This window comes from Clostridium sp. SM-530-WT-3G, assembly GCF_012843905.1.
In the GTDB taxonomy this organism is placed as follows: Bacteria; Bacillota; Clostridia; order Clostridiales; family Clostridiaceae; genus Clostridium.
Genome location: NZ_JABAGC010000040.1, coordinates 1 through 16,479 on the forward strand (window position 1 = coordinate 1; position 16,479 = coordinate 16,479).

The window sequence follows — 16,479 nt, forward strand, 5'->3', positions numbered from 1 at the left end:
TAATTAGCAACCATAGTATGTGATATTTTTATGCCATGTACTTCCGCTAATGCGTGAGCGGTTTGCCTAGTCGAAAGCTTTAAATTAACATGATAAGTTAAACACAGTCCCATTATATGAGGATTGAATTTCTTAAAACTAAAATTAACTGCAGACTTAGGAAGCATATGCAAGTCCATCTTGAAGAAATTAAGAGTGAATTCTCTGTAAATGTAGTGAAGCTTATATTTATGCTTCTCATTTTCATCAAGATCTTTTGGAATCTTTTTGATATTTTTTAAATAATAAGAGCAATCAGGGTTTTTGCATTTATGTATTCTAAAGTGTTTACGTTCTTTTTGAACGACAAGTGTATGACCACAATAAGGACATTTAAATACTAAAGGTTTAGTGGCATTATTGTTTTCTTTAAAAGTAGTACCACAAATTTTGCATTGAAACTGACCTTTATTACCATTGTTATCATATATGTAATCATGTGGTGCTCCACACTTTGGACATATAATTGATTCAGGAATTGACTTGCCGTTACGTATTTTGACGGGCTTTAAAACTTTCTTATATCTATGTTTGTAATATTCTAAAAGTAATATATAATCCACTTTTTCGAATTTTAAGATTTTAGGTAGTCTATCTACCTTGAACTTTTGATATTCTGGGCTATTTGAATCGTCAAATAACATTTGTTTGAGTGGTATATATTTCGCAATGAATAGAAGTAATTCACCAACAAGTTTAATTAGATATTGATTATATAGTAGTAAATAAGTTATAATTGAATCCATGACAATGACAACCTTTCGTAGTTATTTTTGTTTTGAGGAACTCAATTATAACATGAAATTAAGGGGGTCATTGTTTTTTTATACAAAAAAACGGTCGGAACCCTTGAAATATAAAGAAAAATTAAAAAGCGTAGTGTAAACAACTTTACACTATCGTAATATTAGTATTGTCAATTATTCCAATAATAATATTTTACTTTTTTGCACAAAAACATATAATATCAGGAATAGTACAAGGATCTATTAAATAATCAAATATTGTTATGACTACTTAGATATGGTAATATTAATAAGTAGTCATATAGTTTTATGCAAGCGGTTGCTTGTGGTTTATATTTTTAACTTTGAATAGTATGGATTAATAATTCCCTATATAAATACTAGTTAAACAAAAAAGGAGAGAAAATTATGAAAAGAAGCAGTGGTATAATAATGCATATTTCATCGCTATCTAATAAATATGGCATTGGAACATTTGGGAATGAAGCATATGAATTTGCAGATTTTTTAGATAAAGCAGGACAAAAGTATTGGCAAATGCTTCCGTTAGGGCCTACTAGCTATGGTGATTCTCCATATCAATCATTTTCAGCATTTGCAGGAAATCCTTATTTTATAGATTTTGATATATTAAATAAAGATGGATTATTAGATAAAGAGGATTATGAAAACATTGACTTTGGAAATGACCCAGAAAATATAGATTATGGAATGATATTTGAAAATAAAATACCTGTGCTTAGAAAAGCATATGATAATTTCAAGAATAAAAAAGAACTACAAGAAAGCTTTTATGAATTTAAAAAGAATGAATTTTGGTTAGAAGATTATGCTATGTATATGGCGATAAAAGGTAATTTTGATTTAAAAAGCTGGCAAAATTGGGATGATGATATAAAATTAAGAGATTCCAAAGCACTAGAAAAATATAAAGAAGAGCTTAAAGATGATATTGAATTTTGGAGCTTTATACAATTTGAATTCTATAAGCAATGGACATCTCTAAAAGAATATGTTAATAATCTTGGAATTGAGATTATTGGGGACATGCCTATATATGTAGCTGAAGATAGTGCAGATGTATGGAGTAATCCTGATGCATTTTTATTAGATAAAGAGACTTTAAAACCTACAAAGGTAGCTGGATGTCCACCTGATATATTCTCTGCAACTGGACAATTATGGGGAAATCCTATATATGATTGGAATTGGATGGAGGAACATGGATACGATTGGTGGATTAAAAGAATAAAACATAGTTTAAAATTATATGACTGGATTAGAATAGACCATTTTAAAGGGTTTGAGTCATATTATTCAATTCCATATGGTGAAGATACAGCTATAAATGGTGAATGGGTAAAGGGCCCTGACATGAAGATATTTGATGCTATTAGAAATGAACTTGGAGATGTTAATATAATAGCAGAAGATCTTGGAACATTAACTGATGAAACTATAAAATTAAGAGATGATAATAAATTTCCAGGAATGAAGATATTAACTTTTGCATTTGATTCTGATAGTGAGAATATGTTCTTACCTCATAATTATGATAGAAACTTTATTGCATATACAGGAACACATGATAATGATACAGTAAGAGGATGGATTGAAACTACTGGAACAAAAGAGCAAGTAGAAAATGCAGTTAAGTATTTAAATCTTACAGAAGAAGAGGGATACAATTGGGGCATAATAAGAGGAATTTGGAGTAGTGTTGCCAATGTATCTATAGCACAAATGCAGGATTTCCTTAACCTTGGAAATGAAGCAAGAACTAATCTTCCATCAACACTAGGAAAGAACTGGAGATGGAGAGTAAAAAAAGGAGCTTGCACAGATGAACTTGCACAAAAGATTTATGATATAACTGAAAGATATGGAAGACTTAAAGAAGAACTAACTGAACAAACTGAACTATAATATTAAGGTTTAACAATATACTAAAAAAGGCTATTTTTAAATATAAAAAAATTTAATAATATTATAATTAAATCATATTATTAAGTTTTTGAGGATTATTTAATTCTTTAGATTTTAAAAATAGTCTTTTTATTTTACAAATTTACTAGTATAATTTACAATCTAGGTTATAGAAGTATTTAGATTTGGGGGGTGAAAATGTTACTAAAATAATAGAAGTTGAATTTTAGTACTTATATTTATGAAAATAACAATTAAAGAAGTTGCAGAACAAGCAAATGTGTCTCCATCAACTGTATCAAGAGTACTGTCTAACAGTTCTCAAATCAGTGAAAAAACTAAAGAGAGAGTAAGAGAAGTGATTCGTGAACTTAATTATAAACCTAATGCATTTGCCAGAAGTCTTGCAAATAGAAAGAGCAGAATTATTGGGGTTGTATTGCCAAGTGAAGCACAAGATCTATTATTGAATCCATTTTTTCTTCAGGCTATGAAGGGCATGAGTATTTATGCGAAAAAGAAAAAATATTATATAACATATGCTTTTAGTGATGATTACAGAGAAGAAGAAGATTATATAAAGGATTTTATTAATAGTAATTTAATTGCTGGAGTATGTTTATTAAGGGTAAGAACAGCAGATAAAAGTATAGATTATTTAAAAAAGATGGATTTTCCGTTTGTTGTTATTGGAAGACCAGAAGAAACAGAAGGTATGTTATGGGTTGATAACGATAACTTTAAAGCAACATATAACCTTGTAAATAGATTAGTTAAAAAAGGCTATAATAAAATTGCTTATGTAGGAGCAAAAGGAGACTTAACTGTTACTAAAGATAGATTAAAAGGTTTTAAAGTAGCATGTGAAATTAATGGAATTTCAATTAATGATAAAGATATAATCATAAAGGATGAATTTACTGAAGACCAAGGAATTGAAGCAACAAACGAACTTATAGGAAATAATAAAGTTAAGGCAATTATAGTTCAGGATGATTTACTTGCATTTGGGGTATTAAAGGCATTAAATGAAAAAGGAATAGATAATATATCTGTTGTTGGATTTAATAATAGCCAGCTTGCAGAATTTCAAAATCCACCACTTGCATCTATTGATATTAATGCAACTGAGTTAGGGTATTATGCAGCAAAAGTTCTTATAGAATACTTAGAAAATAATAATGTAAAAGTAAATCACTATATAGTTGATTCGAAATTAGTGGAAAGGGAATCATTGAGATAGTTTGATTGCTATCTCAATGATATTTTTTTGCATTTTTGCAAGCGTTTGCGAAGTACCGTAAATTAATGGAAAAAGGAGCATTTTAAAGTAAAATACTGTTTTTATATATTAGAATTGGTTAAATAAATGTTGTAATAGTTTACTGTAAATGTTATACTGATTATAGATTTAGATAAGGAATTATTTAAATCTACTAATTAAATTTTTAAATATAAAAACTAAATGACTGTTAATGCAAGCGATTGCAAAGGAGAAACGAATGAAAAAAATTTGGTGGAAAGAAGCTGTAGGATATCAAATTTATCCGAGAAGTTTCAAAGACTCAAATGGAGATGGTATAGGTGATCTTAAAGGAATAATTTCTAAATTAGATTATCTTAAAGATTTAGGAATAGATGTAATATGGGTATGTCCTATGTATGAATCACCAAATGATGATAATGGATATGACATAAGTGATTACAAGAAAATCTTATCTGACTTTGGGGATATGAATGATTTTGATGAGCTATTATACGAAGTTCATAAAAGAGGAATGAAACTTATTATTGATTTAGTAATAAATCATACTAGTGATGAACATGAATGGTTTATAGAGTCAAAATCATCTAAAGATAATCCTAAGAGAGATTGGTATATTTGGAAGAGTGGTAAGGATGGAAAAGAGCCGAATAACTGGGAAAGTATATTTAAGGGCTCTGTATGGGAATATGATGAAAAAACTGATGAGTATTTCTTACATTTGTTTAGTAAAAGACAACCAGATTTAAACTGGGAAAATGAAGAAGTAAGAAAAGCAGTTTATGAAATGATTAATTGGTGGCTTGACAAAGGAATTGATGGTTTCAGAGTTGATGCTATAAGCCACATAAAAAAAGATCAGACTTTTGCAGATTTGCCTAATCCAAATAATAAAGCTTATGTAGAATCATTTGATAAACATATGAATTACAAAGGAATACATTTCTTCTTAAGTGAGCTTAAGAATGAAACTTTTGATAAGTATGACATAATGACTGTTGGTGAAGCAAATGGTGTTAAAGCAGATGTTGACGCAGACCTTTGGGTTGGAGAAGAAAACGGAAGTTTTAATATGGTATTCCAATTTGAACATCTTGATTTATGGGAAACAAAAGGTGAAAGTAAATCAAAAATAATAGATTTAAAAGAAGCACTTTCAAAGTGGCAAGATAATCTTTATGGAATAGGATGGAATGCATTATTTATAGAGAATCATGATATTTCAAGAGTTGTTTCTACATTAGGAAATGATTCTGAATATAGAATAGAATGTGCTAAAGCTTTAGCATTAATGTATTTCATGCAACAGGGAACTCCATTTATATATCAAGGTCAAGAGATTGGAATGACAAATGTTAAATTCAATAGTCTTGATGAATATGATGATATAAAGTGTATAAATGCATATAATGAAAAAGTTTCAAATGGAGTTTCTAAAGAAGAAGCACTTGAAGAAGTATGGAGAACATCAAGAGATAATGCACGTACACCTATGCAATGGGATGATTCAAATAATGCTGGATTCTCAGATGGTAAGCCATGGATTCATGTTAATCCATTATATAAAGAGATAAATGTTAAAAATCAGCTTGAGGATAAAAATTCTATATTGAATTTTTATAAAAAGCTTATAAAACTTAAAAAGCAGAGTGAGACTCTTATGTATGGAAAGTATGAACTAATACTAAAGAATCATGAGCAGATTTATGCATATACTAGAACACTTAATGATGAAAAATACATAATAATATGTAATTTATCAGATAATACTAGTACTTATGATTATGAAGAGTTTCTTGATTATGATAACTTAGTTATATCTAATTATAATGTTAATAAGCATTTACCAATGAATAAGTTTATTCTTATGCCTTGGGAGTGCAGATTATATAAAATAAAATAAAAACAATAAAAATATTTCTCAATATAGTTTCATTTATAATGAAACTATATCAGTAGACAAATGTATACGTTTTAGAATGGGGGATAAACAATGGAAAACAGTAAAAATAAGTTATTTTCATTTGAATTTTGGCAAAAATTCGGAAAAGCATTAATGGTAGTTGTTGCAGTAATGCCGGCTGCTGGACTTATGATATGCTTTGGAAAGCTTGTTGGAATGTGTGGAGATATGGCTCTTATTAAAACAGTTGCCAATGTTATTGAACAGCTAGGCTGGGGAATAATTGGAAATCTTCATATCTTGTTTGCAGTTGCTATTGGTGGATCATGGGCTAAAGAACGTGCAGGTGGAGCATTTGCAGCACTTATAGCATTTATATTAATTAATTTAACTACAGGTTCTATATTTGGAGTAACATCAGATATGCTTTCAAATCCTGATGCAAAAGTTACTTCATTATTTGGACAAGTATTAACAGTTCCAGATTACTTTACATCAGTACTTGGAGCACCAGCTCTTAATATGGGTGTATTTGTTGGTATTATTTCAGGTTTCTTAGGTGCATCATTATATAATAAATATTATAATTTTAATAAATTACCTAATGCATTATCATTTTTTAACGGAAAAAGATTTGTACCATTTGTTGTTATTGTAGGATCAGTTGTATCAGCTATAATACTTTCTATAATATGGCCATTTGCTCAAACAGGCTTAAATGCTTTTGGAATATGGCTTGCAGAATCTAAGGATACAGCACCAGTATTATCACCATTTATATTTGGATGTTTAGAACGTTTATTATTACCATTTGGATTACATCATATGCTTACAATACCAGTAAATTACACAGAACTAGGTGGGGTTTATACTGTACTTACTGGATCTAATGCAGGTAATGTAATTGCAGGACAAGATCCATTATGGTTTGCATGGATATCAGATTTAATTAATTTAAAAAATACTGGAGATATGTCAGCTTATAATAATTTATTAGCAACAGTTACTCCTGCAAGATTTAAATTTGGACAAGTTATCCTTTCAAGTGCATCATTAATAGGTGCATCACTTGCAATGTATAAAAATGTTGACGAAGATAAGAAGAAAAAATATAAATCAATGTTCTTATCAGCAGGACTTGCAGTTTTCTTAACTGGGGTTACTGAACCATTAGAATTCATGTTTATGTTTGTATCACCAATTCTTTATGGTGCATATGCAGTTATTACAGGTATTGGATTTGCTATAGCAGATATTATAAATGTAAGAGTTCATGCTTTTGGATTTGTTGAATTATTAACTAGAGTACCTATGTTTGCAAAAGCAGGTTTAGTAATGGATTTAGTTAACTTTGTAGTAGCAGCAGTAGTATTCTTCAGCTTAAACTTCTTCGTATTTAATTTATTAATTAAGAAATTAAATCTTGCTACACCAGGACGTAGAGGAAATTATATAGAAGATGAAGAAACAACTACTACAGCATCAAATACTAATGCAGGAAAAAATGATTTAGCTGCAAAAATAATAACTTTATTAGGTGAAAAAGAAAATATAGTAGATGTAGATGCATGTATGACACGTTTAAGAGTAACTGTAAAAGATAAAGGAATAGTTGCTGATGAAGCAGAATGGAAGAAGAACGGAGCAATGGGACTAGTAGTTAAGGATAAGGGAATACAAGCTATCTATGGACCAAAAGCAGACGTGTTAAAATCAGATATTCAAGATATTTTAGGAGTGTAATATAAGTGAAACTTTTAACTTTAAACTGTCATTCCTGGCAGGAAGAAAATCAAATAGAAAAAATTAAATACTTAGCAAAAACTATTAATGAAAAAGATTATGATGTAATAGCACTTCAAGAAATAAGTCAGTCTATAGATGCAGAATCTATAGACTGCAAAATAAAAGAAAACAATTTTGTATTAATACTAAAAAATGAATTAGATAAATATTCAGAAGGTAAGTATGATTTTTACTGGGATTTTTCTCATATAGGATATGACATTTATGAGGAAGGATTAACAATACTTACAAAGCATAAAATATTAAATACAGAATCTAAGTTTATAACTAAAAACCATAATACAGATTATTGGAAAACAAGAAAAATAGTTAAGATGACTATAGACTATAATGGTACTGAAGTGGATATTTATTCATGTCACTTAGGTTGGTGGAATGATGAAGAAGAACCATTTAAGTATCAGGCAGATATGCTTGTAGATAAACTTGATAACAGCAAAATCAATTTCTTAATGGGGGATTTTAATAATAATGCTTTTATCAGAAATGAAGGGTATGATTATTTAATTAATAAGGGATTAAATGATATGTTCCTAGCATTTGAAAATCATGATTTAGGTATTACTGCAAAAGGGAAAATAGATGGTTGGGACGAAAATAGAGAAAATCTTAGATTAGATTTAGTTTTAAGTAATAAGAAAATAAAAGTTAATAATGCTCAAGTAATTTTTAACGGAAAAAATAAAGAAATTATTTCTGATCATTATGGGGTTGAAATAATATTAGATTTGTAAATATGTCTTAATTCATTAATAAAAAATACTGTTTCGCAACAAGTGCGAAACAGTATTTTTGTATTTATATTAAATTTAATTTCATATAATTTTTGATAAATGTTATTGTTTTGCATTCTGGGAAATATTCTTTTATTTTAAGTGCTATATTTTTTAGATATTCTGCTTTTAAAACAAAAGCATCACCATTTACTAAGAATATTCTATCTAAGCTTCCATAAATGCTTTTTGCTTCTTTTAAATCTTCTTCTATTTGTTCTAATTTTTCTGTTTTAAAGCATACATCTTTATACATTGAACAGTAAGTACATTTGTTGTGTGCACATCCTACAGTAACTTGCAATAAAAGTGTATCAGCTTCAACTGGTGGTCTATAAATTGGTCCTTAGTAATGCATATTAAATTCTCCTTAACATTTATTTGACGACTAGTATTTGCTATATACAGAAGATAAACAAATACTAATAAATATTTGATAGTTTATAAGAATTTATATAAAGTTTAACTCTATATAATATTTTTAGTTTTATCTATAAATTAAAAAATATTTGCTATATCGGTATTTACCGATGTGATAAATATTAGTACTTATTTTTAAAATTGTCAAGAATCTATATTAATTTATCTATTCTATAAGTACTGTTTATGGTATTCTAGATTTCTATAGGATAACTATAAATTAAACTATTTTTTAGAGTTTTAGTGTAAAATTATATTTAACAAAAGCTTGTTTAAAAATATCAAATAAAAATAAATAAAATGAGAGGGAGTTAAAATGGATAAAATAAAGATTTTTAAGGCTTTAGGGAATAAAACACGATTAAATATACTATTATGGTTAAAAGATCCTGAAAATAAATTTGATCCACAACATTTATCAATTGCTGATGACTTTAAAGGTGGTGTTTGTGTGAGTTCTATAAGAAAAACAGCAGGACTAAGTCAGTCAACTATTTCTGAGTTTTTATCAATATTACAAGAAGCAAAGCTTGTAGAATCAAAGTCTATTGGTCAATATACTTATTTCAGAAGAAATGAAGAAACTATAAATGAAATAAAAAAATGGATGAAAACTGAATTTTAATACAAAAGGGGATTTATAAAGAATCCTCTTTTTAATCTTACAAAAATGAATTAAACATGCAAGAAAAATAAATACAAAGTAGTTCTGTAATAATATATCATTAATTTATATTTAATAAATCTGTAATAAGTTACTATTATGTAAATGGTATAATGGTGGCTAGGTAATTTTTATTTAAAATCATATAAAAATATATGAAAGGAGGAAATTTGTTTGGAATTTGTAATGAGTATAGACAATGGAGTAATAAATGTTATGCAGAGTACTATACATAACTCTTTGTTTGACAAGATAATGCCTTTTATAACATCTATAGGAGGATTATGGATATGGGTTTTAATAGCTATAGTATTGATATGTACTAAAAAATATAGAAAACAAGGTATAGTATTAATCGTTGCTATTGGAGCTTGTATAGTGGTTGGTAGCTTTTGTATAAAACCATTAGTTAAAAGAATAAGGCCATGCTATGTCTATGATTATTTAAATATGATTGTAGAAATGCCTACAGGTTATTCATTCCCATCTGGACATTCAATGCGTAGTTTTGCAGCTGCTACAGTATTATTCATGACTAATAAAAAGTTTGGAATTCCTGCATTTATATTAGCATTTTTAACTGCATTTTCTAGAGTTTATTTATATGCCCACTATTTCACAGATGTTTTTGCAGGCGCAATTCTTGGTATAGTGTGTGCAATAATTGTGTACAAGGTATTAATTAATAATAAGAAAGTAAATAATTTCTTAGGAGATAAATTTTCGTTTATATGGAATTAATGTTTTTTAAAGCTAGTTAGAATTATTGTACTTATTATTTTAAACCTTTATTGAGGTAAGTTATTATTTATGTTAGAATGAGAACGAATTAGTAAAATAATTCTAAATGGAGAGATGTCCGAGAGGTTGAAGGAGCACGCCTGGAAAGCGTGTATAGGAGCAATTCTATCAGGGGTTCAAATCCCCTTCTCTCCGCCAAAAATACAATTGACAAATATTTGAGTTATAAGATTATATTATTAGTACTATAAAGTATATGTTTTATAGTACTATTTTTATATATGAATGACACTATATTCATGATGTTTAATAGCACTTATTTAAGTGATTATTTGCTGTATTATATACTATTTTAATATAAGTTTTATGGTGAATATATGTAAGTAATATGTTAAAATTATTCTTGCTTGTTTTATGTTAAGTTAGAATAGAAGTTAAATAAGAAAAAATAGTAGTTTTTTATAAAAAATTTAAAAATTATAATCTTGAATTTAAATATTTTATATGGTATCATTAACAAGTATCTAAACAATACAATTTAAAATGTATTGTATTAATAAATAATATGTGATTTGCATATAGTATATATAGACTAAGTATACTTAAGTAAAGCGCAGGCATTAATATGGTCTGAGGTCCAACTTAGGGGACTAGACTTATTCTTAAAAATTTAAGAATGGTTTTGAGGTTCAATTCCTCTTCATTCCACCATTGCCACGCTAGATGGGGAGTTAGCGGTGCCCTGTAACCTGCAATCCGCTATAGCAGGGTTGAATTCCTAGCTTAGGTATTAGTAATTTATAGTCTGACTTTTGTAAGTGGTGTTGATGACTGGGTCCCACGCAACGGAGGCCCATGAACCTTGTCAGGTCCGGAAGGAAGCAGCAATAAGTGGTCACCTTCGTGTGCCGTGGATCAATCTGGTCTGAGCTAACTGCAGAAGTAACGTATAGAGAGCTAGTAACGAAGCTAGGTGCGTGGTTTATTACATAAATTCTTCTGAGATTTAAGAAGAATATTTGACAGAATTAAAATAGGTTATTCTTCAATAGGATTAACAATATAGGACACAATCAATAGGATAAGAAAATGAGGGTATTTCGTTACTGAAAACCCTCATTTTCTTATTTTATTATACTTTTAATACATCCGATAACTTCAATTTCACATTCAACAATATCATCAGGCTAAATACACATGCTAATTATTTTCTTAATAAATCAATGAACTGATAAGTTATATTACTTTTTTCATCTATAATTTTTTCAGATTCATAAGTAACAGTATAATTATCTAAATTTATTTCTGGGAAAAATGTATCGCCTTCAAATGAATTATATATTCTAGTAAGATAAATTTTCTGACAGTATGGTAGAAGTTCTTTATATATCTCAGCTCCACCAATTATAAATACCTCTTCATCAGAATTTTCATATTCATTTATGAATTTATTTAAATCATGTATTATAGAAACTTTTTCAGAATCTATATTAAAATCTTTATTTCTAGTAATTATTATATGTTCTCTATTAGGAAGAATACCTGGAAGTGATTCAAATGTTTTTCGTCCCATAAGCATTTTATGTCCAGATGTTATGGATTTAAATCTTTTTAAATCTTCTGAAATATGCCAAATAAGCTTATTATCTTTACCAATTACATTGTCATTTGCTATTGCTACTATTAATGATAACATGGATAAAATCCCCCTTAAATTTATTTTTTAAATACTAAACAGATACAGGCATTTTTATTGTTTCATGGTGCTTGTAATCTATAAGTTTAATATCTTCTTCTGTAAAATCATAAAAATCCTTTATTTCTGGATTAATCCAAAGCTTTGGAGCTTCATATGCTTCATCTTTTCTTGTAAGCTGAAGTTTCATTCCTTCAACTTGGTTTTCGTAAATGTGAGCATTATTTATAACATGTGTAAATAATCCTGGTTTTAATCCAGTAACTTGTGCTAATAAGTGTGTTAACACAGCATATTGGCTTGAATTGAATGGTACGCCAAGTGGAATATCTCCGGATCTTTGGATAAGCATACAATTCAATCTTCCATCTGTAACGTCCCACATGCTTAAGAAACAACATGGTGCTAAGTTCATTTCAGGAAGGTCTTCCCAATTCCAGATGTTTATCATCATTCTTCTATCTTGAGGATTTTCTTTTAATGACTTTATAAGGTTATCTATTTGGTGATATTTCTTTACTTGGTATCCATAAGCTTTGCCTATAGAGCCATCTTCATCTGCCCATTCATCCCATATATGACCTTCTAAATCATTAATGTTATTACTTTGTTTTTGCATTATCCAAAGTATTTCTCTTACAGCAGTCTTAAATGCTACACGTTTTGTAGTTAGAATAGGAAATTCTTTTTCTAAATTAAACTGCATTATTTGATGTGGTAGTTTATATGTTGAGACACCAGTTCTGTTTGTATCAAAATAACCGTTTTCTAATATATCTTTAGCTATAGCTAAATACTTATCGTCATATGTACTCATAATAATATCATCTCCCTTTTAAGTTTTAATGATTGATAAAATTAGTTTTATCCATTATATCTTATATTAAACTATCTCGGAATTCAATTTCAGTTCCTTCTGGAGCTTTAACCTTAAATAATAAACCATCTTCAACCTTATATATTTCAGAACCATTTTTAACTTTAAAGTGTGTATACCCTAAAGATTTTATTCTATTGTATTCATCTTCAACACTGTCTGTATAAAAACACATATGTACAATTCCTTCAGTTGTAGTATTGTATTTAGAAAATGGTACATTATTCTTTGGAGTCTGAAGTTCTATCATAAAATCTCCAAGTTTAAGCCATGTATTATAATCACGATTATGAAAATTTTTAGTTTCTTTGTGTATTTCAAAACCGAGAATATTAGTATAAAAATCTAATGAAGATTTATAGTCATTTGTTTGTATGCATACATGGTGTATAAATTTTTTATTCATGCTGTAAAAATCCTTTCTCTTATATGATTAAAAAATTATAATTAATCCAATAATTATTCACTATAGTGTATCTTAATTTATGAAATTCATGCAAATAATATTTTTGTATTTAGTATACATTTGATAAAAACTGAATTAATAATGAATGTATTACAAAGACTAATTATTAGATATTTTAAATTAAAGTATCAATAGTGTATAATAAGGGTATACTTAGAGAAATAGCGAGGTGAGGGCCTTTGGGTTATACAGCACTATATAGAGAGTGGAGACCAAAGACTTTTGATGATGTAGTTGGTCAAGAACATATAACTACCACATTAAAAAATGAAATATTAAATGATAGAATAGCACATGCATATCTTTTTTGCGGGACTAGAGGAACAGGTAAGACATCTACTGCAAAGGTAATGGCAAAGGCTTTAAACTGCCTTAATCCACATGATGGAGAACCATGTAATGAATGTGAAATGTGCAGAAAAATAAATGAGGGCTTAGCTATCGATGTAACTGAGCTGGATGCAGCATCTAATAATGGTATAGATAAAATTAGAGATATAATAGATGATACAAAATATCCACCACAAGAAGCAAAATATAAAGTATATATAATGGATGAAGTTCATATGCTTTCAGTTGGTGCAGTAAATGCCTTCTTAAAAACTTTAGAGGAACCTCCTAAAAATGTAATATTTATTTTAGCGACTACGGATCCTCAAAAGTTACCTATAACAATATTATCTAGATGTCAGAGATTTGATTTTAAGAGAATAAATCAAAAAGAAATCTCTGCAAGACTTAGAAGAATTACAGATGCACAGAATGTAGAGTGTGAAGAAAAGAGTTTAGACCTTATAGCAAGAGTATGTGATGGTGCTATGAGAGATGCCCTTAGTATATTAGATCAGGCTATTGCTATGGGAGATAATAAAATAAATTATACTGATTTAGTAAGTATATTAGGCCTTGTTACTAATGAATATCTTTTTGATATTACAGATGCAATAATAGAAAGAAATGTAGAAAAAGCTATGGTTATAGTAGATAAGCTTGTTTATTCGGGTAAAGATATGCAGCTGTTTATAAAAGACCTTATAGCTCATTTTAGAAATCTTCTTATGGCCAAAGTTACAACAAATCCTGAAGAGGTTCTTGATATGTCTCTTGAGAATATAACTTTAATAAAAAAACAGGGATGTAAAATAAGAGTTGAAGAAATAATGAGGGCTATAAGAATACTTCAAGAAGCTGAAGCTAATTCAAAAATGAGTAAGCAGAGCAGGCTCTATTTAGAACTTTCCATAATAAAAATGTGTAAGATTGAATATGATACTTCTAATGAAGTTATTCTTGCTAGAATGAATAAACTTGAAGAATCCTTGAAAAATGGAACAATACAAGTTTCAGCTATTCAGGCTAATACAGCTAATAATCAAGGAAAAGCTTCTGAAAGCAGTAGAGAAAATTCAAATAATTTAGTAAAATCAACAGTTAATAAATCAGAACATGTTGAAACACAAGTGGTTAATAATGAAGCAAATCCTAATTCGTTATTAACTATAGATGATGTAGGAAGAGCTTGGACTGAAATACTTCAAGCCTTTAAAGATAAGAGAGCCATGATAATACATGCTTCACTTATGACTGGAAAACCATATAGTTTAAAAAATGGAGTTCTTACAATAGAATTTAATCAATTGTATTCTCAAAGTAAGCCAAGGCTTGAAAAAGCTGAATATAGAGAAATTGTAAATGATATATTCAGTAAAATATTAAAGGAAAAAATAATAGTAAATTATATTGTTACACAAGATAAAGAAGATATACAAGATAAAGAGCAGCTATTAAAAGACAAAATGAGTGGTTTACCTTTTGAAATATATGACGAATAAAGAAATAAGCTCATTGTCAATTATAGAAAGTTGTTTTATAATTAAAAATAATGTTTACAAAAAGAGGAGGATTTTTTTATGGCAAGAGGTGGATTCCCAGGAGGTTTCGGGGGCGGAAACATGAATAATTTAATGAAACAGGCTCAAAAGCTTCAAAAACAAATGGAAGATATGCAAAAAGAACTTGAATCAAAAGAATTTGAAGCTTCTGTAGGTGGTGGAGCAGTAGTTGTAAAAGTTACTGGTAAAAAGGAAGTTACAGCTATCAACATAAAGCCTGAAGTGGTAGATCCAGATGATGTTGAAATGTTAGAAGATTTAGTTCTTACAGCTGTTAATGAAGCTATGAAGAAAGCAGATGACGAAACTTCAAGCAAAATGGGTAAATTAACTGGTGGAATGGGTGGATTATTCTAAGATATTAGGATAACCATTATTCAGCATACAGGATTGTTGGATTATCCTTCAAAACTGTATGCTTTTTTATTAAGAAAACACACTCTTCACGTTCGTTCAGAGATATAAATTCTACTAGCCAAAAACAAGTTTTGGAGTATCACTTATGGTAAAAATATTTTATTGACGTAAGTTTGTTGTACGTGATAAAATACCCAAAATATAAGAATTCTCAACTATATTTATTTAACAAAAAGGAGATATGTGATTTATGATGGACTTTTATCCAGTTGCTATAGAAAAATTAATTGAACAGTTTGCAAAGTTGCCAAGCATTGGTCAAAAAACTGCTCAAAGACTTACATTACATATTTTAAATCTTCCGGAAGATGAAGTAAAAGAGTTTGCTAATGCATTAGTTCAAGCAAGAGGAACAATAAAATATTGTTCAGTATGTGGAAATTTTACAGATAAAGATCCATGTGCATTATGTTCAAATCCTAATAGAGATAAAGGAACTATATGCGTAGTTGAACAGCCAAAGGATGTAATGACTATGGAAAAGGTAAAGGAATTTAATGGAGTATATCATGTACTTCATGGAAATATATCACCAATGCAGGGAAGGGGTCCTCAAGATATTAGAATAAGAGAACTTGTTGCAAGAATGAATGAAGATGTAAAAGAAGTAATACTTGCAACTAATCCCAACATTGAAGGTGAAGCCACTGCTATGTATATATCAAAAATATTAAAACCATTGGATGTAAAAGTAACAAGAATAGCAGCAGGAATACCAGTAGGTGGAGATCTTGAATATGCTGATGAAGTAACTTTATCTAAAGCGTTAGAAGGAAGAACAGAACTATAAAAAATGAGGGAGCCCAAAGTTATGGGTTCCCTGAAAAAGGTGTTACATAGATGGGAGTT

14 protein-coding genes, 1 tRNA gene, 1 other RNA gene and 2 pseudogenes are annotated in these 16,479 nt (G+C 28.7%); 13 read left to right on the forward strand and 5 right to left on the reverse strand.

Annotated elements, in window-relative coordinates; genetic code table 11:
* Nucleotides 1-683, reverse strand: a pseudogene (locus tag HF850_RS12540) (transposase); the annotation flags it as partial.
* Nucleotides 684-946: 263 nt separating this feature from the next.
* Here HF850_RS12540 and HF850_RS15875 point away from each other — a divergent pair.
* The 6 genes and pseudogenes from HF850_RS15875 to HF850_RS12570 form a co-directional block, all read left to right on the forward strand.
* Nucleotides 947-1,036, forward strand: a pseudogene (locus HF850_RS15875) (carbohydrate ABC transporter permease); the annotation flags it as partial.
* A 157-nt stretch (nt 1,037-1,193) separates the two neighbouring features.
* Nucleotides 1,194-2,711, forward strand: a complete 1,518-nt coding sequence (gene malQ / locus HF850_RS12550; RefSeq protein ID WP_169105788.1) for a 4-alpha-glucanotransferase — start codon at nt 1,194-1,196, stop codon at nt 2,709-2,711.
* 241 nt (nt 2,712-2,952) lie between these two features.
* A complete protein-coding gene (locus HF850_RS12555) occupies nt 2,953-3,954 on the forward strand; it encodes a LacI family DNA-binding transcriptional regulator (protein ID WP_169105789.1) in 1,002 nt (333 codons plus the stop codon).
* 259 nt (nt 3,955-4,213) lie between these two features.
* A complete protein-coding gene (locus HF850_RS12560; protein ID WP_169105790.1) occupies nt 4,214-5,878 on the forward strand; it encodes an alpha-glucosidase in 1,665 nt (554 codons plus the stop codon).
* Nucleotides 5,879-5,968: 90 nt separating this feature from the next.
* Nucleotides 5,969-7,621, forward strand: coding sequence for a PTS transporter subunit IIBC (locus HF850_RS12565; RefSeq protein ID WP_169105791.1), 1,653 nt, complete (start codon nt 5,969-5,971; stop codon nt 7,619-7,621).
* Between the two features lie 5 nt (nt 7,622-7,626).
* The gene (locus HF850_RS12570) at nt 7,627-8,418 is read left to right on the forward strand and encodes an endonuclease/exonuclease/phosphatase family protein (protein WP_169105792.1); all 792 of its coding nucleotides are present in this window, start codon (nt 7,627-7,629) and stop codon (nt 8,416-8,418) included.
* Nucleotides 8,419-8,482: 64 nt separating this feature from the next.
* Here the strand turns inward: HF850_RS12570 and HF850_RS12575 are convergent, their stop codons facing one another.
* Entirely contained in the window at nt 8,483-8,713 is a 231-nt protein-coding gene (locus HF850_RS12575; protein ID WP_243159492.1) for a hypothetical protein, read from the reverse strand.
* Between the two features lie 480 nt (nt 8,714-9,193).
* Between HF850_RS12575 and HF850_RS12580 the strand changes: the two genes are divergently transcribed.
* The 4 genes from HF850_RS12580 to ffs all read left to right on the forward strand — a co-directional run bounded on the left by HF850_RS12580 (nt 9,194) and on the right by ffs (nt 11,263).
* Entirely contained in the window at nt 9,194-9,502 is a 309-nt protein-coding gene (locus HF850_RS12580) for an ArsR family transcriptional regulator (protein ID WP_169105793.1), read from the forward strand.
* A gap of 213 nt (nt 9,503-9,715) precedes the next feature.
* The gene (locus HF850_RS12585; protein WP_169105794.1) at nt 9,716-10,282 is read left to right on the forward strand and encodes a phosphatase PAP2 family protein; all 567 of its coding nucleotides are present in this window, start codon (nt 9,716-9,718) and stop codon (nt 10,280-10,282) included.
* Nucleotides 10,283-10,390: 108 nt separating this feature from the next.
* Nucleotides 10,391-10,480, forward strand: a tRNA-Ser gene (locus HF850_RS12590).
* A gap of 516 nt (nt 10,481-10,996) precedes the next feature.
* An RNA gene (ffs, locus tag HF850_RS12595) (signal recognition particle sRNA large type) lies at nt 10,997-11,263 on the forward strand.
* Between the two features lie 223 nt (nt 11,264-11,486).
* Here ffs and HF850_RS12600 read toward each other — a convergent pair.
* The 3 genes from HF850_RS12600 to HF850_RS12610 all read right to left on the reverse strand — a co-directional run bounded on the left by HF850_RS12600 (nt 11,487) and on the right by HF850_RS12610 (nt 13,261).
* On the reverse strand, nt 11,487-11,978 hold the full coding sequence (locus HF850_RS12600; RefSeq protein WP_169105795.1) for a dihydrofolate reductase: 492 nt from the start codon (nt 11,976-11,978) through the stop codon (nt 11,487-11,489).
* A gap of 34 nt (nt 11,979-12,012) precedes the next feature.
* Nucleotides 12,013-12,795: a thymidylate synthase gene (locus HF850_RS12605; protein ID WP_169105796.1), complete on the reverse strand. Its 783-nt coding sequence runs from the start codon at nt 12,793-12,795 to the stop codon at nt 12,013-12,015.
* A gap of 61 nt (nt 12,796-12,856) precedes the next feature.
* On the reverse strand, nt 12,857-13,261 hold the full coding sequence (locus HF850_RS12610) for a VOC family protein (RefSeq protein WP_169105797.1): 405 nt from the start codon (nt 13,259-13,261) through the stop codon (nt 12,857-12,859).
* A 239-nt stretch (nt 13,262-13,500) separates the two neighbouring features.
* On the opposite strand from HF850_RS12610, the gene dnaX reads away from it, so the two are divergent.
* The 3 genes from dnaX (at nt 13,501) to recR (ending at nt 16,420) form a co-directional block, all read left to right on the forward strand.
* Nucleotides 13,501-15,153 carry a DNA polymerase III subunit gamma/tau gene (gene dnaX / locus HF850_RS12615; protein WP_169105798.1) on the forward strand — a complete coding sequence of 551 codons (1,653 nt, stop codon included), beginning with the start codon at nt 13,501-13,503 and terminating at the stop codon, nt 15,151-15,153.
* Between the two features lie 78 nt (nt 15,154-15,231).
* Nucleotides 15,232-15,570: a YbaB/EbfC family nucleoid-associated protein gene (locus HF850_RS12620; RefSeq protein ID WP_169105799.1), complete on the forward strand. Its 339-nt coding sequence runs from the start codon at nt 15,232-15,234 to the stop codon at nt 15,568-15,570.
* Between the two features lie 253 nt (nt 15,571-15,823).
* Complete coding sequence (recR, locus tag HF850_RS12625; protein ID WP_169105812.1) at nt 15,824-16,420, forward strand: recombination mediator RecR; 597 nt, start codon at nt 15,824-15,826, stop codon at nt 16,418-16,420.
* Nucleotides 16,421-16,479: the final 59 nt, after the last annotated feature.